18 protein-coding genes are annotated in these 21,292 nt (G+C 67.8%); 5 read left to right on the forward strand and 13 right to left on the reverse strand.

The window, feature by feature from the left end:
* Nucleotides 1–296 precede the first annotated feature (296 nt).
* The 4 genes from purM to Aple_RS53950 all read right to left on the reverse strand — a co-directional run bounded on the left by purM (nt 297) and on the right by Aple_RS53950 (nt 4,157).
* Complete coding sequence (purM, locus tag Aple_RS46390; RefSeq protein ID WP_155351186.1) at nt 297–1,322, reverse strand: phosphoribosylformylglycinamidine cyclo-ligase; 1,026 nt, start codon at nt 1,320–1,322, stop codon at nt 297–299.
* A complete protein-coding gene (gene purF / locus Aple_RS46395) occupies nt 1,319–2,755 on the reverse strand; it encodes an amidophosphoribosyltransferase (RefSeq protein WP_155351187.1) in 1,437 nt (478 codons plus the stop codon). The genes purM and purF overlap by 4 nt, the downstream gene beginning before the upstream one ends.
* A 708-nt stretch (nt 2,756–3,463) precedes the next feature.
* Nucleotides 3,464–3,601: a hypothetical protein gene (locus Aple_RS52580; protein ID WP_170322013.1), complete on the reverse strand. Its 138-nt coding sequence runs from the start codon at nt 3,599–3,601 to the stop codon at nt 3,464–3,466.
* A gap of 289 nt (nt 3,602–3,890) precedes the next feature.
* Nucleotides 3,891–4,157, reverse strand: a complete 267-nt coding sequence (locus Aple_RS53950; protein WP_218038869.1) for a hypothetical protein — start codon at nt 4,155–4,157, stop codon at nt 3,891–3,893.
* Between the two features lie 177 nt (nt 4,158–4,334).
* Here Aple_RS53950 and Aple_RS53955 point away from each other — a divergent pair, with 177 nt between their 5' ends.
* A complete protein-coding gene (locus Aple_RS53955) occupies nt 4,335–4,637 on the forward strand; it encodes a hypothetical protein (protein WP_218038870.1) in 303 nt (100 codons plus the stop codon).
* A 366-nt stretch (nt 4,638–5,003) separates the two neighbouring features.
* On the opposite strand, the gene Aple_RS46405 is transcribed toward Aple_RS53955, so the two are convergent.
* Nucleotides 5,004–5,444, reverse strand: coding sequence for a sterol carrier family protein (locus Aple_RS46405; RefSeq protein ID WP_155351189.1), 441 nt, complete (start codon nt 5,442–5,444; stop codon nt 5,004–5,006).
* A 187-nt stretch (nt 5,445–5,631) separates the two neighbouring features.
* On the opposite strand from Aple_RS46405, the gene Aple_RS46410 reads away from it, so the two are divergent.
* Nucleotides 5,632–7,734 (forward strand): PhoX family protein, encoded by a 2,103-nt coding sequence (locus tag Aple_RS46410; protein ID WP_155351190.1) that lies wholly within the window; start codon nt 5,632–5,634, stop codon nt 7,732–7,734.
* A gap of 44 nt (nt 7,735–7,778) precedes the next feature.
* Here Aple_RS46410 and Aple_RS46415 read toward each other — a convergent pair whose 3' ends face one another.
* Nucleotides 7,779–9,176, reverse strand: a complete 1,398-nt coding sequence (locus tag Aple_RS46415; protein ID WP_155351191.1) for a DHA2 family efflux MFS transporter permease subunit — start codon at nt 9,174–9,176, stop codon at nt 7,779–7,781.
* A gap of 78 nt (nt 9,177–9,254) precedes the next feature.
* Between Aple_RS46415 and Aple_RS46420 the strand changes: the two genes are divergently transcribed.
* Nucleotides 9,255–9,947, forward strand: a complete 693-nt coding sequence (locus Aple_RS46420; protein WP_155351192.1) for a TetR family transcriptional regulator — start codon at nt 9,255–9,257, stop codon at nt 9,945–9,947.
* Here Aple_RS46420 and Aple_RS46425 read toward each other — a convergent pair.
* From Aple_RS46425 to Aple_RS46435, 3 genes are read right to left on the reverse strand one after another with little or no spacing between them, the layout of a single operon-like run.
* Nucleotides 9,877–11,367: an MFS transporter gene (locus Aple_RS46425; RefSeq protein WP_155351193.1), complete on the reverse strand. Its 1,491-nt coding sequence runs from the start codon at nt 11,365–11,367 to the stop codon at nt 9,877–9,879. The two genes, Aple_RS46420 and Aple_RS46425, sit on opposite strands and share 71 nt — an antisense overlap.
* A gap of 47 nt (nt 11,368–11,414) precedes the next feature.
* Nucleotides 11,415–12,080, reverse strand: a complete 666-nt coding sequence (locus tag Aple_RS46430; protein WP_155351194.1) for a Crp/Fnr family transcriptional regulator — start codon at nt 12,078–12,080, stop codon at nt 11,415–11,417.
* 43 nt (nt 12,081–12,123) lie between these two features.
* Complete coding sequence (locus Aple_RS46435; protein WP_246265380.1) at nt 12,124–14,256, reverse strand: adenylate/guanylate cyclase domain-containing protein; 2,133 nt, start codon at nt 14,254–14,256, stop codon at nt 12,124–12,126.
* Between the two features lie 387 nt (nt 14,257–14,643).
* On the opposite strand from Aple_RS46435, the gene Aple_RS55890 reads away from it, so the two are divergent.
* Nucleotides 14,644–15,357: a collagen-like domain-containing protein gene (locus tag Aple_RS55890; RefSeq protein WP_174889979.1), complete on the forward strand. Its 714-nt coding sequence runs from the start codon at nt 14,644–14,646 to the stop codon at nt 15,355–15,357.
* A gap of 135 nt (nt 15,358–15,492) precedes the next feature.
* Here the strand turns inward: Aple_RS55890 and Aple_RS46445 are convergent, their stop codons facing one another.
* The 4 genes from Aple_RS46445 to pdhA all read right to left on the reverse strand — a co-directional run bounded on the left by Aple_RS46445 (nt 15,493) and on the right by pdhA (nt 20,561).
* Complete coding sequence (locus Aple_RS46445) at nt 15,493–16,254, reverse strand: hypothetical protein (protein ID WP_155351195.1); 762 nt, start codon at nt 16,252–16,254, stop codon at nt 15,493–15,495.
* A 715-nt stretch (nt 16,255–16,969) separates the two neighbouring features.
* On the reverse strand, nt 16,970–18,490 hold the full coding sequence (locus Aple_RS46450) for a dihydrolipoamide acetyltransferase family protein (RefSeq protein ID WP_155351196.1): 1,521 nt from the start codon (nt 18,488–18,490) through the stop codon (nt 16,970–16,972).
* A gap of 11 nt (nt 18,491–18,501) precedes the next feature.
* Nucleotides 18,502–19,476, reverse strand: a complete 975-nt coding sequence (locus Aple_RS46455) for an alpha-ketoacid dehydrogenase subunit beta (RefSeq protein WP_155351197.1) — start codon at nt 19,474–19,476, stop codon at nt 18,502–18,504.
* Nucleotides 19,473–20,561, reverse strand: coding sequence for a pyruvate dehydrogenase (acetyl-transferring) E1 component subunit alpha (gene pdhA / locus Aple_RS46460; RefSeq protein ID WP_155351198.1), 1,089 nt, complete (start codon nt 20,559–20,561; stop codon nt 19,473–19,475). The genes Aple_RS46455 and pdhA overlap by 4 nt, the downstream gene beginning before the upstream one ends.
* Before the next feature lie 270 nt (nt 20,562–20,831).
* Between pdhA and purS the strand changes: the two genes are divergently transcribed.
* Nucleotides 20,832–21,083 (forward strand): phosphoribosylformylglycinamidine synthase subunit PurS, encoded by a 252-nt coding sequence (gene purS, locus Aple_RS46465; protein WP_155351199.1) that lies wholly within the window; start codon nt 20,832–20,834, stop codon nt 21,081–21,083.
* Nucleotides 21,084–21,292: the final 209 nt, after the last annotated feature.

Consider the following 21,292-nt stretch of genomic DNA (forward strand, 5'->3'; position numbering starts at 1 on the left):
TGCCCACCCGCTACGGACCCCAACCACCACACCCGGCACCCAAATGGTTGCCGCAGAACCCCACCGTTTTCCTCGGGGTTCCGCTTTGCCCCTATGGTCGTGGTGGTTCTTGGTGGCCACAGGCTCGGGTTACGGACTCGACGGGGCGACCGCTGGGGACCAGGCCGGCCCGCAGGGCAGAAAGGGAGGACGGGTGGGAGAACCCCGGATCGGTTGCCGTTTCGTTCGGGCGGCCACGGTGTCGGCGGGGCCGGGCGGAGCCCGGAACGAATCAAAGGGAGGGTGGGTGGGAGAACCTAGGTGAATTGTGCCCTGCCGGTGCCGGCGGTGATTTCGCCGAGGATCCAGGTGGGGACGCCGCGGGCGTTGAGTAGAGCTGCTGCTTGGTCGGCGTTGTCGGCGGGGAGGATGGCGCACATGCCGACGCCCAGGTTGAATGTGCGGTCCATGTCCGCCTGGGGGACTTTGCCGCGTTCTGCTAGGGCGGTGAAGATTGCGGGTTGCGTCCAGGATGAGCGGTCCAGGATGGCGTCAGCCGTACCAGGTAGGGAGCGGGACAGGTTTGCGGCCAGGCCGCCGCCCGTGATGTGGGCGAAGGCGTGGACGGGGGTCTCGCGGAGCAGGGCCAGGCAGTCGAGCGAGTAGATTCGCGTCGGTTCGAGGAGCTCCTCGCCGAGGGTTCGGGAGAGCTCAGGCAGGTGCTGATCCAGGCTCAGATCCGCATTTTTCAGGATATGGCGGACAAGAGAGTAGCCATTGGAATGCACCCCGGAGGAAGCCAACGCGAGAACCACATCGCCAGGCCGTACCCGATCGGGGCCAAGCAGGGCGTCAGCATCGACAACACCCGTCCCGGCACCGGCCAGATCGTACTCATCAGCCCCCATCGCCCCCGGATGCTCAGCGGTCTCACCACCGACCAGCGCACACCCGGCCAACCGGCACCCCTCCGCCACACCCCCCACAATCTCCGCGATGCGCTCAGGCACCACCTTCCCGCAGGCGATGTAATCCGTCATGAACAACGGCTCAGCCCCACACACCACCAGATCATCCACGACCATACCGACCAGATCGATCCCGATCGTGTCGTGCTTGTCCAGCCGCTGCGCCAGCATGACCTTGGTCCCGACCCCATCGGTAGAGGTCGCCAGCAACGGCCGCCGGAACCTCAACAGCGCCGAAGCATCGAACAACCCCGCGAACCCGCTGGCGTCATCCACCACCTCAGGCCGCCGCGACCGAGCCACCTTGGACTTCATCAACTCGACCGCACGATCACCGGCCTGGATGTCGACCCCGGCATCAGCGTATGAACTCATACCTTCGCCTCAAGCACGTACTTCCCCACCTGATCCTGATCGATCGGGATTGGATAGTTGCCATCGAAACATGCCCGGCACAGCCGACCCGCCGGAATCGTGGTAGCCCGGGTAAGACCGTCCAACGAGATGTACCCCAGCGAGTCCGCCCCCAGCGACTGGCAGATCTCATCCACCGTCAACGACCCGGCGATCAGCTCCGCCCTGGTCGCGAAGTCGATCCCGTAGAAGCACGGCCACGAGACCGGCGGCGACGAGATCCGCACATGCACCTCGGTCGCGCCCGCCTCCCGCAACATCTTCACGATCGCCCTCTGCGTATTGCCGCGCACGATCGAATCGTCCACCACCACCAGCCGCTTCCCCTGCACGATCTCGCGCAACGGGTTCAGCTTCAACCGGATGCCCAACTGCCTGATCGTCTGCGACGGCTGGATAAAGGTGCGCCCGACATAGGAGTTCTTGACCAGCCCCTGCCCGTACGGAATGCCGCTCTGCTCCGCATAACCGATCGCGGCCGGCGTGCCCGACTCGGGCGTCGGGATGACCAGATCAGCGTCGACCGGATGCTCGCGGGCCAGCTGCCGCCCCACCTCCACCCGGGTGGCCTGCACACCACGCCCAGCGATCGAGGTGTCAGGCCGGGCCAGGTAGACGTATTCGAACAGGCAGCCCTTCGGCTCGGCGACGGCGAACCTGCGGGACTTCACGCCACGCTCGTCGATGGTGATCAGCTCGCCGGGTTCGATCTCCCGGGTGAACACCGCGCCTACGATGTCCAGCGCCGCCGTCTCGGAGGCGACCACCCAGCCACGCTCCAGCCGCCCGAGCACCAGCGGCCTGACCCCCTGCGGGTCACGCGCCGCGAACAAGGTCGTCTCGTTCATGAAAACCAGCGAGTACGCACCCCTGACCTGGGGCAACACCTCGGCAGCAGCATCCTCGATGGGCCGGGAGCCATCCTTCGCGAGCAGCGCGGTCAGCACCTCGGTATCGGTGGTCGCCCGAGTCGTCCCCGGAGCGAGCCGGACCGCCAACTCGCCCGTGTTGATCAGGTTGCCATTGTGGGCCAGCGCGAGACCGCCGACCTCGGTCGAGTTCAGCGTGGGCTGCGCGTTCTCCCAGACGCTGGATCCGGTCGTGGAATAGCGGCAGTGCCCGATGGCCAGGTGGCCACGGAGGGTCCCCAGCACCGATTCGTCGAACACCTGCGCGACTAGACCCATATCCTTGTAGACGAGGATCCGGGTTCCTTCGCTTACCGCGATGCCCGCGGACTCCTGGCCGCGGTGCTGCAACGCGTACAACCCGTAGTAGGTGAGTTTGGAAACATCCTCGCCTGGCGCCCAGACGCCGAAGACGCCACACGCGTCCTTCGGGCCCTGGTCCAGCGGGTCAAGGTCATGGCTCAGATGGCCGTCGCCCTTCAGCACATGCTTGAGTCTATTTCGGGCTCACCCCTGCTCGAACACCCGGGTACACAATCCCCGGTCAAAGGATTGACGGCGCTTTGCCGTGTCGGCCCGGTTCGTCGCGCCCGTAGGGGGGCAGCCTGGGATCTCCGGCATGCCCAAATTCAGTCCGGGGGAGAAGACCGTGACGACACCTGAGGATCGCAGCCAAGGCGAGTGGGCCGACCCACGCGACGCGTATCCGGACAAAAGGCCTAATTCCTGGGAGGAGCCCGACATTGATCTTCCCTGGCCGTCGGCGGATTCCTATCCGTGGCCTTGGCCGTACCCGCATCCGCAGGAGAATCAGGGGTTCCAGCAGGCGCAGGGTACCCATGAGGATCAAGGGCCGCCGAGTCAGCCGGATCCGAAGGAGTGGGCGTTTCCGCAGCCGAACGAGCCTCAGCAGCTCCGGCCGACCCTGGTTCCACCGCCCAATCTGACACCGAACGCCACAATCCGGCCTTCCTTGATTCCAAATCTCGCGACTTCGCCGGACGAGACTTCAAACGCCGGGACGTCCCCGAATGAGCCGTGGCCGAACGCGAATCCGACCTCCGTGACGCCCCTGGACGGGCCGTGGCCGAACGCGAATCCGACCTCCGTGACGCCCCTGGACGGGCCGTGGCCGAACGCGAATCCGAGCTCCGTGACGCCCCTGGACGGGCCATGGCCGAACGCGAATCCGACCTACATGACACCCCCGGACGAGACGTGGCCGAACGCGAATCCGAGCTCCGTGACTTCGTCGGGTGTGACATGGGGCAGCAGGATGCCGCCGGGGGCGATCCAGCCGACCTTCGCTCCCCATGACTCGGAGCCGGACATCGTGGACACCAAGGTGTTCGCCGCGGACGAACTCAGGGTCGCGTCGGATCCGTCGTCCGGTTCCTGGCCCCTTGGGCGATGGGGCCAGACGGATCACTACGGTGACCACATGTCACATGATCCAGGGATAAATCGACCTTCGGAGGGGGCCAGTCACCCGAACAACAGCGAAACCTGGGATCTGGAACCGCCCGGCCAGTCAGGTGCGTCCGGCCAAGCAGGAACTCCAGGCCAGGGGAGTGCGCTCGGCCAGTCGGGGACTCCAGGCCAGTGGGGTGCGTCCGGCCAGTCAGGGCTTCCAGACCAGGCGGGTACGTCCGGCCAGGCAGGAGCTCCAGGCCAGTGGGGTGCACCCGGCCAGCCAGGGCTTCCAGACCAGGCAGGTATGTCCGGCCACGCAGGAACTCCAGACCACGCAGGAACCGCAGGTCAACCAGGAACTCCAGGCCAAGCAGGAGCGCAGGGTCCCGAAACTCCTGGACAGCCGGGAGCTCACGGACAGCCGGGAGAGCAGGGACAGCCAGGCACTCCAGGGCAACCAGGAGCGCAGGGCCATCCAGGCGCTCCAGGCGAAGGCCCTTACAGCGGAACACCAGGAGGTTACGGCCCTCCCGGCTCATATCCGGGCGTACCCGCCTACCCGCCGCCAGGAGGCGGCAGCCCGTACCCGCCGGAAGGTGGTCCCTACCCCCCCACCCCGCAGCGGGGCGGCGGACTGGGCACCGCAGCACTGGTGCTCGGCATCGCCAGCATCATCCTGCTGTTCCTGTGCGGCATCGGCATGCTCACCGCGATCATCGGCGTGATCGTCGGCATCGTCGCGATCGCCAAACGCTCCAACAAGCCCCGCGCGATCATCGGCCTAGTCCTCAGCATCGCCACCCTGGTCCTCGGCTCGATCCTGGCGGCCGTCCTCTGGAGCTGGGTCCACAACAAGGGCATCGACGAATGTTTCGACACCGCCCTGCACCCAACCCAGGAATCCGCCCAGCGCTGCCTAGAACGCAAACTCAACGCCGAAACCTTGGACGATTGACCACGCGCCAGATGGGCGGAAGGAAGACAGAGCGCGGACAGATCTGCCGACGTCAGGCCAAGGGTAGGAAACGACGGATCTGACCTTCGGCCGACGGCATCTTCAGCCCAGCGGCAAATGACCGGACAGATCTGCCGATGTCAGGCCGAGGGCAGAGAACGACGGATCTGACCTTCGGCCAACGGCATCCTCAGCCCAGCGGCAAATAAGCGGACAGATCTGCCGATGTCAGGCCGAGGGCAGAGAACGACGGATCTGACCTTCGGCCAACGGCATCCTCAGCCCAGCGGCAAATAAGCGGACAGATCTGCCGATGTCAGGCCGAGGGCAGAGAACGACGGATCTGACCTTCGGCCAACGGCATCCTCAACTCAGCGGCAAATAAGCGGACAGATCAGCACGTGACCCACTAGCAGTAGCGCGCCCGTCCGCGATCGCGTCCCCCCACGCGGTCCGCCCGGTGGCCAGCTCCAGCCAGGTCCGCGCCTCGATCTGCACCACATTAGGCGGCGTCCCTCGGGTATGCCGCGGCCCCTCCACACACTGCACCGCCGCGTACGGCGGCACCCGCACCTCCACCGTCCGCCCCGGAGCAACCGCCACCAGCTCCTCCAGCGAATACCGCACCGCCGCCCGAGCAGCCTCCCGCAACGGCTGTCCCCCCAGGTCATAGACCCGCAACACCACCGCCACACAGGCCGCACCAACCCCGGCCGCGGAACCGCCGAACGGCGGATCCCCCAACTCGGCCAACTGCGCGTCCAGCGCGGCACGGATCTTCGCGGGATCAAGTCTGCGTGCGGCCATCCACCCATTCTCCCGCCGGCAAACGCTGGTCAGGACGATACTGATGAGGTCTGTGGGACGAGCGTTCATTATTCGGGTAAACACCGTTCACCTCAGGTTCGGCTGACCGCCGTACCGTCCCGGCGGGGAGCATACGCCTGGACGTGCGCGTGCTCCGCATTCCCGCGCAAACCCCTTTGGAGGAGCTGTGGCGAATCCGTCACCGCGTAGAACCCTGCCGCTGCTGTCCGCCCCGCACGCGGGTGGCCGTAGCTCGCTCACTTGTGCCTTTCGTTGTGGTAACGCATGCGCCCATGAGGTGTCGAACCCCAGCGACAACGCTTATTTCGGAGACATCGTCGCGGAGGCGATCTCCCGCCGGGGCGCGCTTCGGGCCGGGGCGCTCGGCGCTTTGGTGGTCTCGACCGGCGTCGTGGGTGTTGGGGCGGCTCTCCCCGCCGCCGCTGACCCTGTCAGAGACAAAGAGTCAGTCATCGGTGGCCATGGCGGAAATGGCGGAAATGGTGGGCATGGGTCGAGTGGCCTGAAGTTCACCCCGGTCCCGCCGAACAAGCTGGACGAGTTGACCGTGCCGGCGGGCTACGACCACTCGGTCGTGGTGCGGTGGGGCGACCCGGTGCTGCCGGGCGCGCCCGCCTTCAACTTCAACAACCAGACCGCCGCCGCCCAGGCGACGCAGTTCGGGTACAACTGTGACTTCGTCACCCTGTTCCCCATGGGCAAGGACCGCGCGCTGCTCTGGGTGAACCACGAGTACACCGACGAGAACCTGATGTTCCGCGGCTACACCGACGGCACCGCCGCCACCGAGGAGCAGATCAAGATCGGCCTGGCCGCACACGGCGGCTCGGTGGTGGAGATCGCGCGGGTCGGCAAGAGCGGCAAGTGGGCCCTGGTCACCAGCGGCCGTCGCAAGTACAACCGCCGCATCACCGCCCAGACCCCCATGCGCTTCAGCGGTCCGGCGGCCGGCAGTGACCTGCTGAAGACCGCCGCCGACCCGCACGGCAAGGTCGTCAAGGGCATGCTCAACAACTGCGCCGGCGGCACCACCCCGTGGGGCACCATCCTGACCGCCGAGGAGAACTGGAACCAGTACTTCGTGGGCGGTAACGGCGTCCCGGAGGCCCAGAAGGCCAACCTCACTCGGTACGGCGTCAGCACCACGGCTGCCATCCCCAGCGGCAGCCGGCGCTTCGACCGGATCGAGGAGCGTTTCGACCTGGCCAAGCACCCCCACGAGATCAACCGTTTCGGGTGGATCGTGGAGATCGACCCCTTCGACCCGGACGGCACCCCGATCAAGCGCACCGCGCTCGGCCGGATGGCGCACGAGGCGGCCACCACCACCATCGCCAAGGACGGCAAGCTGGTGGCGTACATGGGGGACGACTCGCGCTTCGAGTACTTCTTCAAGTTCGTGTCGAAGAACCGGTACATCCCCGGCTTCGACCGCCACAACCGCGACCTGCTCGACGAGGGCACCCTCTACGTAGCCAAGCTCACCGGTGACAGCCCGGCCGCCGAGATCGACGGCACCGGCAAGCTGCCCGCCGACGGCGCGTTCGACGGCTCCGGCGTGTGGATCCCGCTGGTCAGCGGCAACAAGTCGTTCGTGCCCGGGATGACCGCGCAGGAGGTGCTGGTCTTCACTCGGACCGCCGCCGACAAGGTGGGCGCGACCAAGATGGACCGTCCCGAGGACATGGAGCGCAACCCGGTCAACGGCGCCATCTACCTGGCCCTCACCAACAACACCAACCGGACCGCCGCCCAGCTGGACGAGGCCAACCCCCGGCCGTCCAACAAGCACGGTCACATCCTGGAGATCGTCGAGTACCGCAACGACGCCGGGGCCACCAAGTTCGCTTGGTCGCTGCCGCTGATCTGCGGTGACCCGAACGACCCGAGCACGTACTTCGCGGGCTTCGACAAGACCAAGGTCTCGCCGATCTCGTGCCCGGACAACGTGGCCTTCGACGCCGACGGCAACCTGTGGATCTCCACCGACGGCAACGCGCTGGGCACCAACGACGGCCTCTTCGTGATGCCGACGCAGGGCAAGGAGCGCGGTTTCGTGCGGCAGTTCCTGACTGTCCCGTTCGCCGCCGAGACCTGTGGCCCGTTCATCACCGCGGACCAGCGCAGCGTCTTCGTGGCGGTGCAGCACCCCGGTGAGACCACCGGCGCCACCCCGGACGCCCCGACCAGCCGCTGGCCGGACGGCGACCAGCCGCGGCCCTCGGTCGCGGTGGCCTGGCACAAGCAGGGCAAGAAGATCGGTTCCTGAAAAAACGCGATGCCCCCGGACGAATCCGGGGGCATCGCGTTTTCTCATCCCACGGGTTCGAGAACCCGTTCGGGGGTTTGTGTGCGAGTCTGGCGCAGGGCGTACAGGCTGACGGGGACGCCGACGAGCACGATGGCCGCGGCGATGAGCAGGGTGAACTGGTAGGCGTCCAGGAAGGCGGCCATGGTCGGCGCGGTCTGGCGCGCGTTCAGGATGGCGCCCAGGATGGTGATGCCGAGCAGGCCGAAGACCTCGCGGGAGACGTTCAGCACGCCCGAGGCGACCCCCGCCCGCCCGGTCGGCATGGCGCCGAGGATCACGTTGGTGAGCGGGACGAGCAGGCCCGCGCCCGCGCCGTACAGCAGGAACCAGGGCAGCAGGTCGAGGTAGTCGGAGCCGGCCCCGACGCTGGAGATCGCGCCGATGGCGACCGCCATCAGGGCCAGGCCGGACGCGACCACCCGGGCCGTGCCGAAACGTTCGGCGATCCGCGGTGACATGGTGGCCAGCACGGCCATCAGCAGCGCCATCGGGACGAACCCGGCGCCCGCCTGGGTGGGCGTGAAGCCGAGCGCGCTCTGCAGGTAGATCGCGGTGAAGAAGTAGATCCCGAAGACGCCGAACGCCCACAGGCCCATCGACAGCAGGCCGCCGCTGAAGACCCGCTCCCGGAACAGCGACAGGTCGATCATCGGCTGGCGGGAGCGCGACTCGATCACCAGGAAGGCCACGACGGCGAGCACCGCCAGCGCGAACGAGCCGAGGATCGGGGCCGACGACCAGCCCTGGGACTCGCCCTCGATGAGCCCAAAGGTCAGCGCGAACAGCGCCAGCGTGGAGGCGGCCAGACCGGGCAGGTCAAGGCGGGTCGCGGCGGCGCGAGCCGTGGGCTCGAGCCGGATGTGCACGGCGGCCAGAACGGCGGTGACCAGGCCGATCGGGACGTTGATCAGGAAGATCCAGCCCCAGTCCACGTTCTCGCTGAGCAGGCCGCCGGTGAGCGGGCCGATCGCCAGGGCGAGGGCGCCGACGGCGCTCCAGATGCCGACGGCGGTGGCGCGCTCGCGCGGGTCGGGGAAGAGCCTGGGCAGCAGCGCCAGCGACGCGGGGGTGACCAGGGCCGCGCCGACGCCCTGCAACGCGCGGGCCCCGATCAGGATCTCCTGACCGTTCGCGAGCCCGGCGGCCACCGACGCCACGGTGAAGATCCCGAGCCCGGCGAAGAAGACCGCCCGCAGCCCGAACACGTCCGCCAGCCGCCCGCCGACGAGCAGCAACCCGGCGAAGACCAGGATGTACGCGCTGACGATCCACTCAAGCCCGGAGATGCTCAGCCCGAGTTCCCGTTGGATAGTTGGGAGTGCGACATTGACGACATTGTTATCCAAATAGGTCATGAAGGTCGCAAGCGCCACGGCCGTGAGCGCCAACCATCTGTTCATCTCGCCTCCTTATACGGCGTACATGTACGACGTACATGTACAGTGGATAGGAGAACGTGTACGTCGTATAGTTGTCAAGTGGCACCAGAGAAGTTGAGCCGGGAGACCGTCGTTGAGCAGGCCATCAAGCTCGCCGACGCCGAAGGCCTGGAGGCCGTCACCATCCGGCGGCTGGCCCAGGTGCTCGGCGTCACGCCGATGGCGCTCTACTGGCATTTCAAGAACAAGGACCAGCTGCTGGAGGGCATGGCCGACGACCTGCTCCGCGAGGTCACCCCCGAGTTCGAGCCGGACTCGCCGTGGAATGTCCGGCTGCGCGCGATGGTCGAGGCGCTGACCTGGGTGATCCGGCGGCACCCGGCACTGATCGGGCTGCTTCCATCGCTCAAGAACCAGGGAGTGGAGAGCTTCACGGTCGCCACCAACACCGCGCTCGACCTGCTCGCCCAGGCGGGCTTCGCCCTCGACGAGGGCTTCCTGATCTCCTCCCTCCTGATGCACGGCGTGATCGCCCTGGTCGACGGGGAGCCCGGCTGCCCGCCCAACTTCACCGAGACGGAGGCGATCGAATGGCGGCGGCAGAAGCGCCTGCACCTGGAGTCGCTGCCCGCCGACCGGTTCCCGCGGGTGGTGGAGTTCGCGAAGACCTTCGCCACCGAGCCGGATGTCGAGCGTTACTACGCCTTCGGCATCGACCTGCTCATGGCTGGGGTGGAGACGCTGGCGGCCCGGCCTCGCCCGTGTTCCGGCTGGGGTAGGTCAGCGCCGTGAAGATCGCCCCCAGCAGGCTCACGCAGAACAGCGCCGCGTAGGTGATCCGGAACCCGCCCATCAGCTGCTCCACCGCGACGGGCGACAGCCGCGCCAGCGTGCCCTGGTAGACCTGAGCCCGCAGGTCCGGCGAGACGGACCCGGTCAGCAGGCTCAGCGTGGACCCGACACTGAGCACGACCCCGATATTTATGATCATGAGCCGGAATCCGTTCACCACCCCCAGGCTCCCGGCCGGCAGCGCGGACATCACCTGCGTGGTGTTCCCGGTCAGGAACGTCCCGTTGCCACATCCCGCCAGAAAGAGCCCAACCCCGATCACCCAGTACGGCGACGCCGTGTTGAACACCAGAATCAGCAGCCCGCCCGCGCTCAGGCTCGCCCCGCCCACCGCGATCGTGTACGGACTGATCCGCCGCCCCAGCGCCCCCGCGATCGGCGAGGCCAGCGCCATCCCGATCGGCACCGGCAGCAGGGCGACCCCGGCGGCCAGCGCGTCCACCCCGCGCGCGGCCTGGAAGTAGAGCCCGGCCAGCAGGATCAGCGACGCCCTGGCCAGCGCGTTGCAGAACGAGGCCACATTGGTCAGGGCGAGCATCCGGACACGGAACAACGTGCCATCCAAGACCGGATATGTCGCCCGCCGCTCGACCATGACCAGGACGGGCACCAGCACCAGGAAGATCGCCCCGCCCACGATCACGACCGGACTCCCGAGCCCGCGCGACCCCGCCTCCGTGAGCGCCACCAACGCCGCCGATAAAGCCGCGAAAATGATGATATTTCCGGTTATGTCTACGGGTTTGCGTTCGCGGGGGGTCGTCTCCCTGAGCGTGAGCATGCCCCAGAAGAGTGCGATAACCCCCGCCGGCACGTTGACCCAGAAGATCCACTGCCAGCCCAGAAGGTCCGCGATCAGACCGCCCAGCGTGGGCCCAACCAGCTGCGCCACCGACAATGTCCCGATATATACACCCATGCCCTGACTGAGGCGATCGGCCGGAAACGCATCGGCGATGATCACCGTCCCGTTCGCCAGGATCATCGCCGCGCCCAGCCCCTGGAGCGCCCGCAGCCCGATCAGCACCCAGGCGTCCGGCGCCAGCCCCGCCAGCAGCGAGGCCACCGTGAACAGCGCGAACCCCACCAGATAGACCTCGCGCCGCCCGAGCAGATCCGCGACCCGCCCGAACAGCACCAGCGTCGCCGTGTTCACCAGCAGGAAGGCCAGCAGGATCCAGCTGGCCGCGAACGGGCTCGCCTGGAAGTGCCGCACCACCGACGGCAGCGCCACATTGAGCGTGCTCCCGCTGATCCCGATCAGCACCAGGCCGAGGCTGGTGACCGAGCAGACCTTCCACGCGTATCTGAGTGCTCTGGCGTATTCGGGGGAACCTGGTTCCAGGGGGACGGCAACCACGAAACACCATTGTGAATCACCTGTGAATCACCGCCCAGCGGCGGGGCTCACCGGGCGCGCTTCCGCAGGCCCTCCAGGTCGTAGATGATCACGCGGCGGCGGCCGGTCTCGATCAGGCCCCGGTCGCGCAGGCTGCGCAGCGCCTTGCTGACCGCCTCTCGCGACGCGCCGGTCCAGCCCGCCAGTTCGTCCTGGGAGAGCGGCAACATGACCCGGACGCCCTCGTTGGTGGCCTCCCCGTACCGTTCGGCCAGTTCGACCAGGCGGGTGGCGACCCGTCCGGTGGTGTCGAACGCGCCGTACTCGATGCGTTTGCGGTCGGCGTCCCGCAACCTGCCGGTGATCAGTTGCAGCAGCAGCACCGCGATCCTGCCGTGCTCATGCAGGAATCCGGCGAAATCGCGGACCACGATGCCCTCGATCGGCTCCAGCGCGGTCACCGTACCCGACCTCGGGCCGCCGTCTACCGCCGACATGTCGCCGAGCAGCGCGCCAGGTCCACGCACGGCCAGCACCACCTCGGTGCCCACGGCCGTGTGCGAGGACACCTTCACCCGCCCCGAGGTCAGCACCAGCACCCAGTCGGACGTGTCGCCCTCGCTCATCACCGTCGAGCCACGATCCCACCGGCGGGGTCTCCCGGCCGTACGGAGGTCCGCGATCTCCTCCGCGGTGAGCAGGGCGAGAAACTCGCCCGGTTCCGGAGTGTTCATGCGGTCAGTCTTGGGCCCCCAGGGGGTGCCCGTAAAGGGACTTTTACCCAAGTGCCGTCAGTACGTACGCGTGCACCGTCTGATCCTTGCCCTTCAGGCTCAGATGGCCGAGCGAGCGCACGTCCGCGGGGGAGGCCAGCAGCTCGCGGGTGGACTGGCCGATCACCACCGTGCCCGGTTCGGCCAGCGCCTGCAGCCGGGCCGCCACGTTGACCGCGTCGCCCATCGCGTTGAAGCCGCGGAACTCGGGGCTGCCGATATTGCCCACCAGCGCGGGGCCGGTGTTCACCCCCACCCGGAACTGCGGCCATTCGACGTCCGAAACCAGTCCGGCGTGCTGCTCGCGCAGCACCTCGGCGTTCACCCTGGCCGCCGCGCGCTGCATGTCCAGGGCCGCCTGCGCCGCGCGTTCCGCGTGGTCCGGCTGCTCCGCGGGCGCGTTGAACAGGGCCAGCAGTGCGTCTCCGACGAACTGCACGATCGTGCCGCCGTTGCCCAGAATGCACGGCACCGCCGCCGTGTGGAACCGGTTGAGCATCTCCACGATCTCCCCCGGCGAGACCCGCTCCGAGAACGTGGTGAACCCGCGCAGGTCCGCGAACAGCGCGGTCACCTCCACCAGCGAACCGCCGAGCGCGGCCCGGTTCGGATCCGCGAGCAGGCTTTGCGCCACATCCGGCGACATGTACGCCCGGAACAGCGTGTCCAGCTCCGCATACAGCCGGGCGTTCTCCAGCGCGATCGACAGCTGGCTGGCCAGCGTCGCCGCCAGCGCCTCATCCTGCGAGGTCGTCCCCACCGGAACCGTCAGCGCCCCCGCCAGATGCCCCTTCACCGTGAGCGGATGCACCACCGCCCCGGTCACCGGCACCGGCCGCCCCGCCGCGAGCGCTGCCGCTGGCGCCTCCCCCCGCGTTCCGTTGACCGCCGGGTACGGCACCAGCACGCCGTTCTGCATCAGGCTGAGCCGGACGTCGCCGTAGGCCTGCCGTACCCGATCGAGAGCGTCGGTCAGCAGCTGCGACTCGGCCAGCCCGACCCGGGCCCGGCCGCCGACGTGCACCAGCGCGGCCAGCCGGTCCGACAGCTCGCGCTCGTCCGCCAGCGCCTTCCCGGCCCGATCCAGCACCGCCGCCTGCCCCTCGGTGAGCCGGAACCGCCCCGCCAACCGGGTGACCACCGGCACCCCCGACTCGGTCCTGCGCCGCAGGTGGCCGACCAGCTCTTCGAGAGCCTCCTCGTACTGGGCCTGGATGCGGCGCACGGTCGCCGACAGCGCGACGGCGTCGAACAGGCCGGCGCCGGAACCTTCCCGCCGGAACTGGATGTACGCGCTGTACGCGACGAACGCGAACGCGAACGTCAGCAGCACGTGCCAGAGCCACCAGGACAGGTGCCAGTTGTGGTGCGACATGCCGGCGATCATCGCCTCGGCCAGCAGCGCGAACGAGGTGATCAGGCTGATCAGCACGGCCGCCGGGCGTCTGCGGTGCAACCTGAACATCATGGCCGCCGCGGCGGCGTAGAGCACGATGCTGATCAGCGCGTACGGGCCGAGGCTCAGGCCGTCGGGAGGGAGCGGGTCGCTCAGCGGGGTGAGGCCGGGGACCAGCGAGGCGAAACCCCAGGCGATCATGATGGCGGCGAGCGATACGCGTAGCGGGAGCTGGGCGCGGAGCACGGTCTCGGCCTGGCGTTCCCCGAGCGGGAGCCCCGCCAGGAACGCGAAGATCGACGCGATGGTGAGGCCGACCGGCTGGGCCAGGTCGAAACCGACCGTGCCGCCGTCCAGGAAGATCTTCGGGGTGGCCAGGCCGTGCAGCAGGAAGAATCCGGCGCTGCTCAGGAACACCAGCGAGACCAGGAACAACCGGGCGTCCTTGCGCCGGGTCGCCGCCTGGCTGATCAGCGCGCCGAGCACCAGGTTCACTCCGGCGACGGCCAGGATCAGCCAGAAGTGGCTGGGATTGTGCTGCCACTTGTGGTCCAGGTCGACGGTCGTCGGGTCCTGGTCGACCGGGTGGGCCAGCAGCAGCCAGAGGCCGAGCATGGGCAGGGCCATGTGGATCAGCCAGACGACGCCGCGCACCGGCTGGGTGGCGGGTGGCAGGAACGGTTCGCGCGCGCCCTCGTGGGGTCTGCTCAGGTCGGTCGTGGTGGGGTCGCTCGACGGCACAGCTGCCTCCGTATGAGCCAGTCAACGCACCCTCGCCCCGCGGCTCAGCCGCTCAGCCCTGGTTCGCTCCCTGGACGTGCATGTCTACCGCGCCAGATTGGGCGAGGTAATCCTCCCGAACGGTGCCGATTATCCCGGCGCGAACCAGCATCGCCAACGCCGCTTGCGGCTACTACGGACTATTACCGGTTCACCGATACCGAGCCGTGATGTTTATCACGTGATCCGCCTGGATTGTTGAAACGTCTATCACTCAGTTCACCTTCTGTACCAGAGGGCACAGATTAAACGGAAGGAAGCTCAGTGGCTATCAGGTTGCCGGGCGGGCGCACGATCGGGATCTTGACCGTTGGCGCACTTGCTGGATCCATTTTTGCCGTGGGGGGCATGGCGACCGCATCGTCGGCTGCTGACACCGTCATCTACGCGTGTGTCAACAAGAAGACGCGCTACGCACGCATCGTGAACGCGACCACCAAGTGCCGCGTCACGGAGACCAAGATCAGCTGGGGCGGCCAGGGCGAGCAGGGCCCCATGGGCCTCCAGGGCATGACCGGCGCCCAGGGCCCTCAGGGCCTTCGCGGCCAGACCGGCCCCCAGGGCCCGAAGGGCCAGACCGGCGCCACCGGTCCGCAGGGCCCGAAGGGCGACACCGGCGACACCGGTCCTCAAGGCCCGCAAGGCCTGAAGGGCGAGACCGGCCCGCAGGGTCCGAAGGGCGAGACCGGCAACACCGGTCCTGCCGGCCCGACCGGTGCCACCGGCCCGAAGGGTGACAAGGGCCCCGAGGGCGACAAGGGCGAGAAGGGTCTCAAGGGCGACACCGGCCAGCAGGGCCCTCCCGGCACCGGCGGCTCGGTGACTCCGACGGTGAAGACCGCCAACTTCTCCTTCGACGACAACGGCGTCCAGGGAGCCAGCGTGAGCTGCCCCTCCGGCAAGTCTCCCGTCGGCGGCGGGTACGAGATCACCAACAACTCGCACAAACTCAACAAGGTGCTCGCGAGCTTCCCCACCGCATCGGGCTGGTCCGCGAAGTTCGACCAGACGAGCTCCTACAGCCAACGGCTCGGCGGCGTGGTCTACGTGATCTGCGTCTGAGAACACGCCTGACCGTGCCGGTGGTCTGTGGGGGCTGCGCCGCTCACGCTCCGGCATCCAGGCGAGAAAGCCCCTCCGGATCGGCGCCGGAGGGGCTTCACCTTGTCCTGAGCCTGTTCTGGTTCTGGATCCGGTCTACAGCCAGTGCCACTCGATCGATGCTCGGTCCCGGCGGTCTTCCAGCCATCGGGCGAACGCGGCGGTTCCGGCGGCGGCCAGGGTCGCCGGGTCGGGGGTGGCCGGGTGGCGTTCCAGGACCAGGCCCGTCAGGTAGCCGTCGGCGTGCCGTACCGGGCCGACGAGGGTGTCTCGGGCCGCGTGCCGCAGCGGTGCGGGCAGGTCGGCGGCGTGGCGCTCGCCGAGCGTGACCATGGCCTCGGGGCAGCCGAGCAGCCCTGGCAGGCCGCGCAGGAACTCGCCGTTGATCGGGTGGGAACTGATCACCCAGAGCGCCCTGACCTGGTCGAAGTCCGGCCGGTTCGCCTCCAGGTAGGGCCCGGCCAGCTCGGCGGCCTTGCGGTGGCGGAACCTTCGCCGCCGGGCGATGCCCGAGATGAACCCCTCGAACTGCCCGCCGGTCATGCCCGTGTCGGCCACCCAGGCGAGCGTGGTGGCCGGATCCCGCAGGCCGAGTCCGTGCCGGAACTCCTCGGCGGCCACCCGGAACTCCTGCTCGGTCAGCGGCTCCACGTCGTCCGCGACCTCGGCCTTGATCAGGCACTGCTCGACGATCTCGTCGCGTAACCCGCGATCCCGCTGGGACAGATGGCGCACCATGGTGACCGCCTCGGCCAGCGAAAGGTGGACGTCGTCCACCCGGACCAGACAATCATCCCGAGAATGATGGTCGCCGGGGTGGTGGGCCCGGCTGATGTGTTCCACGCTTTCCGCAGTCACGGGATCCTCCAAGCGCCATCCAGGCACTGGTCGCGCGGCGAGGCCCTCCGAGGGGGCCCGGCGCCGGTCTCGCCGCGCGACTTTTCAGCGAGGTTCCCGGAGTTTCTCGAAGGCGCGGCACGCCTCCGAGGGGAACCTGCGTTCAGATTAGAAATGTCCTCTTGGGGATTACTGGTCGCGATCTTGCAGCGTGGTTGCGCGACACAAGATCAGCCCAATACCACAAGACCGGCTGGCATCTCGAGTTCGGCCTGGCCCTGAGAGCTCGGCCTGGTTCTGCGGGGTCGTCTGGTGCTGTGTGTAGCCCTGTGTCAAGCCGCCGCCAGTTGATCTTGTCGGAGCAGGGCTTGGAGGGCTCGGCGCTTGCCGGGCCGTAGGCAACGCTGTCCTGCCAGCAATGCCAGATCACATACAGGCAGGCGCGGGCCGGGATGCGCGTGGCGTGGGGTGGTCCTTGCCGCGGGCGACGGCGTCGTTGCACAGCTTGGCCGCCCAGGGGTCGGCACGCCCCGGGTCACCGCCGGATCCCGCAGAACTCACAGTGGACCTCATCTGGTCGAGCGAGCAGGGCGGTGCCCCGGCGGCACCTCGGGTGCATCAGCAGTCTCTCGATTACCGACATAAGGATGGTGCACCAGTGAGCTTGGTCTGGTTCTGTGGGGTCGGTCTGGTTCTGCGGGATCGGTCTCGCTTGCGGTTCGGCTCGGTTTGTGGGTCAGGTCCAGGCGAGTATTCGTAGTGGATCCGTCAGCATCGCGCCGACGTCCCGCAGCACATACGAACCCAGTTCGCCGTCGATGATTCGGTGGTCGAACGAGAGTGCCAGCGTGGTGACCTTGCGGACGGCCAGCTGCCCGTCTACCACCCAGGGCATGTCGCGAATCTGGCCGAACGCCAGGATCGCGGCCTCGCCCGGGTTGAGGATCGGGGTTCCGGCGTCCACGCCGAAGACGCCCACGTTCGTGATCGTGATCGTGCCACCGGTCAGTTCGGCTGGGCCGCACTTGCCCGCGCGTGCCCGATCGGTCAACTCGGACAGCGCCCTGGCCAGCCCTGGCAGGGACATCGTGTCGGCGTCCTTGACGTTGGGTACGATCAGGCCGCGCTCGGTTGCCGCCGCGATGCCCAGGTTCACGTAGTGTTTCACCACGATCGCGTCGTCGGCCCAGGTGGCGTTGGCCATCGGATACCGCCGCACCGCTGTGAGCAGTGCTTTTGCCACCAGTAGCAGTGGCGAAACCTTGACTCCCTCGAAATCGGGCAACGCGCGCAGTCGCTGCACGGCGTTCATGGTCTCGGTGACGTCGATCTGGAGGAACTCGGTCACATGCGGCGCGGTGAACGCGCTGGCGACCATCGCGGCCGCCGTCGCCTTCCGCACACCCCGGACAGGAATCCGTTCCTCCCGGGCGACATTTCCGGCAGCGCCGACATGTCCGGGCGCTAGAACTTGCCCGGTGACCCCGGTGACCCCGGTGACCCCGGTGACCCCGCCGGGAGCTTCTAGCTGAATCCCGTTGGACCTCTCCGTGGCGGGTTCCGCCACGGTCCCGGGCATCTCCGGTCGCGAAACCGCCGCCTGCACGTCCTCCCGGGTGATCGACCCGTGCGGCCCGGTTCCGGCGATGCCCGACAGATCCACGCCAAGATCCTTGGCCAGCTTGCGCACCGGCGGTTTCGCCAGCACTGCCACACTTCCGACGCCAGCCACATTCCCGAGGCCAGCCGTACTCCCGAGGCCAGCCGTACTTCCGACGCCAGCCGTGTTTCCGACGCCGGTCGCATTTCCTGTGATGGTCGCATTTCCCCCGCCGGCCGATCTGGCGCTCCCGCCAGAGACTCCCGGTGCCGGGGGTGACTTGCGGGGGCGTCGTTTGGTGGCGCCCGGCTTCACGCCGTACCCGACCAAAACGGGCTGGCGCGCTGGCTCGGGCACCTGGGGGACCATGTCCTCGGTCAGTGCGGGGGACTGGGCCGGTGGGGGCTCGTCCTCGTCCGGCACCGTGTCCACCGCGATGATCGGCGACCCCACATCGGCCGTTTCCCCCTCGGGCACCAGCAGCGCCGCGACCGTGCCCTCGAACGGGCAGGGCAGCTCCACCACGGCCTTCGCGGTCTCGATCTCCACGATGGTCTGGTTCACCCGGACCGGATCACCCGGTGAGACATGCCACTTGACGATCTCCGCTTCGGTCAGGCCTTCGCCGACATCCGGAAGCTTGAACTCACGCCGCATCGCACACCCCCTCAGTACGCCAGGACACGGTCGACGGCGTCCAGCACCCGATCCAGATCCGGCAGGTAGTGATCCTCCAGCCGGGACGGCGGATACGGCGTCGAGAACCCGCCCACCCGCAGCACCGGCGACTCCAGCCGGAAGAAGCACGCCTCGCTGATCCGCGCCGCCAGCTCCCCGCCGAGCCCGGTGAACACCGGCGCCTCGTGCACGACCACACACCGCCCGGTCCGGTTCACCGACTCGGTGATCACCCCCATGTCCAGCGGGCTGAGCGACCGAAGATCGATCACCTCGACCGACCGCCCGTCGTCCTCAGCCGCCACCGCCGACTCCAGGCACGTCTTCACCATCGGCCCATACGCCAGGAGGGTCACGTCGTTCCCGGTTCGCACCACCTTTGCCGCGCCCAGCGGCAGCCCGGGAGCGCCGAGCTCCACGTCGGCCTTGTCCCAGTAACGCCGCTTCGGCTCGAAGAACACGATCGGATCGTCGGAGCGCACCGCGTCCTGAATCATCGTGTACGCGTCGACCGGGTTGGAGCACGCGACTACCCGCAACCCTCCCGTATGCGTGAAATACGCCTCCGGCGACTCGCTGTGGTGCTCGACCGCCCCGATCCCGCCGCCGCACGGAATCCGCACCACGACCGGAAGTTTGAGCTTGCCCAGCGACCGCAGCGGCATCTTCGCCAGCTGGGTGATGATCTGGTCGGCCGCCGGGAACACGAACCCGTCGAACTGGATCTCGCAGACCGGCCGGTAACCGCGGATGGCCAGCCCGATCGCGGTCCCGATGATCCCGGATTCGGCCAGCGGTGTGTCGATCACGCGATCTTCGCCGAAGTCCTTCTGCAGGCCGTCGGTGACGCGGAACACGCCACCGAGTTTGCCCACGTCCTCGCCCATGATGAGAACCTTGGGATCGGCCTCCATGGCGGCGCGCAGGCCCTCGTTGAGGGCTTTGGCCAGCGTGAGTACGGTCATCGTTCGAACCCCGCCAGGTAGGTGAGGTACTGCTCGCGCTCGTCCGCCATGAGGGCGTGGGGCTCGGCGTACACATGGTCGAAAAGGGCTTCGGGGGCGGGGTCGGGCAGCGCGAGGCAGGAGCGGCGCAGCTCCTTGCCGAGCGCGTCGGCCTCCGCCTCGACCTTGTCGAAGAACTCCTGGTCGGCGAGTTCGCCGCGGAACAGATATGCCTTGACTCGTTCTATCGGATCTTTCAGCTTCCACGCTTCGAGTTCGTCGGCCACCCGGTAGCGGGTCGGGTCGTCGGAGGTGGTGTGCGCGCCCATCCGGTAGGTGAACGCCTCCACCATCGTCGGCCCCTGCCCGGCGCGGGCGTCGGCGAGCGCCTTGCGCGTGACGGCGAGACAGGCGAACACGTCGTTGCCGTCCACTCGCACGCCGGGGAAGCCGAACCCGGAAGCGCGCTTGTACAGCGGGATCCTGGACTGCTTCTCCAGTGGTTCGGAGATCGCCCACTGGTTGTTCTGGCAGAAGAACACGACCGGCGCGTTGAATACCGACGCCCAGATGAACGCCTCGTTCACGTCGCCCTGCGAGGTCGCGCCGTCCCCGAAGTAGACGATCGTGGCGGCCTCCGCGCCGTCCCGCTGGATGCCCATCGCGTAACCCACCGCGTGCAGCGTCTGGGTGCCGATGACGATCGAATAGAGGTGAAAATTGTGCTCGTACGGATCCCAGCCGCCGTGGTTCACTCCGCGGAACAGGCCGAGCAGGTTGATCGGGTCGACGCCGCGGCACCAGGCCACGCCGTGCTCGCGGTAGGTCGGGAAGGCCATGTCGACGTCGGTCAGCGCGCGGCCCGAGCCCACCTGGGCGGCCTCCTGGCCGAGCAGTGAGGCCCACAGGCCGAGCTCGCCCTGGCGCTGGAGGGCGACGGCCTCCAGGTCGATCCTGCGGACCAGGACCAGGTCGCGGTAGAGGGCTTTGACCTCTTCCGCGGTAAGATCGATCTTGTAGTCGGGGTGCTCGATCCGTTCCCCCTCGGGGGTGAGAAGCTGGACGAGCTCAGGGGGTGCCGTTAGGCCGGTAGTGGAGGCAGTCATGTGCCACTCCTGCGCGGTCGGGGCTTATCACGGTTGGGGTCGCCACCGAGATTCGGCCGATTCCAGACGCTTCTGTTCCTTTTGGTGGGGGAACGTCCACGTATGCGGACATGGTTACAGAGGCCACACCCCCCTGCACAAGGCCCCTTCACATTCTCCCCGTTCCCGGTGGCCGACCTCCCACACAATCCACAGCCTGTGGATAACTTACGCCGCCGTGGACCGCTAGGCTGAGGCCGCATCCAGCACTTCTACCAGGAGGAACCGACAGTGGCGCGCGTGATCGTCGACGTCATGCTCAAGCCCGAGATCCTCGATCCCCAGGGCCAAGCCATCGCCCGCGCCCTCCCTCGCCTGGGCTTCACCACCATCACCGACGTCCGCCAGGGCAAGCGCTTCGAACTCGAACTTCCTGGCCCCGCAACAGAAGCAACCCTCACCGAGGCCCGAAAAATAGCCGAAACCCTCCTGGCAAACACGGTCATCGAAGACTTCCACGTACATGTGGAGGAAGACGCTTGAGCGTCGTGCTTGAGTGCTGCGCTTGAGCGTCGTGCTTGAGCACTGCGCTTGAGTAATGCGCTTGAGCGTTGCGCTTGGCTGATGCCGTTCATGTTGGCCCCGTCCCACGGATGCGGTGTAGGGATTTGCGCTGGCCAAAGGGCGGGGCGAAGCCCCCGGTGCGGGCAATCGCGGGGGTCGGGGCGGAAGCCCCGGAAACAAATCGAGGG

The sequence above is a fragment of the Acrocarpospora pleiomorpha genome, from assembly GCF_009687885.1.
Taxonomy (GTDB): Bacteria; Actinomycetota; Actinomycetes; order Streptosporangiales; family Streptosporangiaceae; genus Acrocarpospora; species Acrocarpospora pleiomorpha.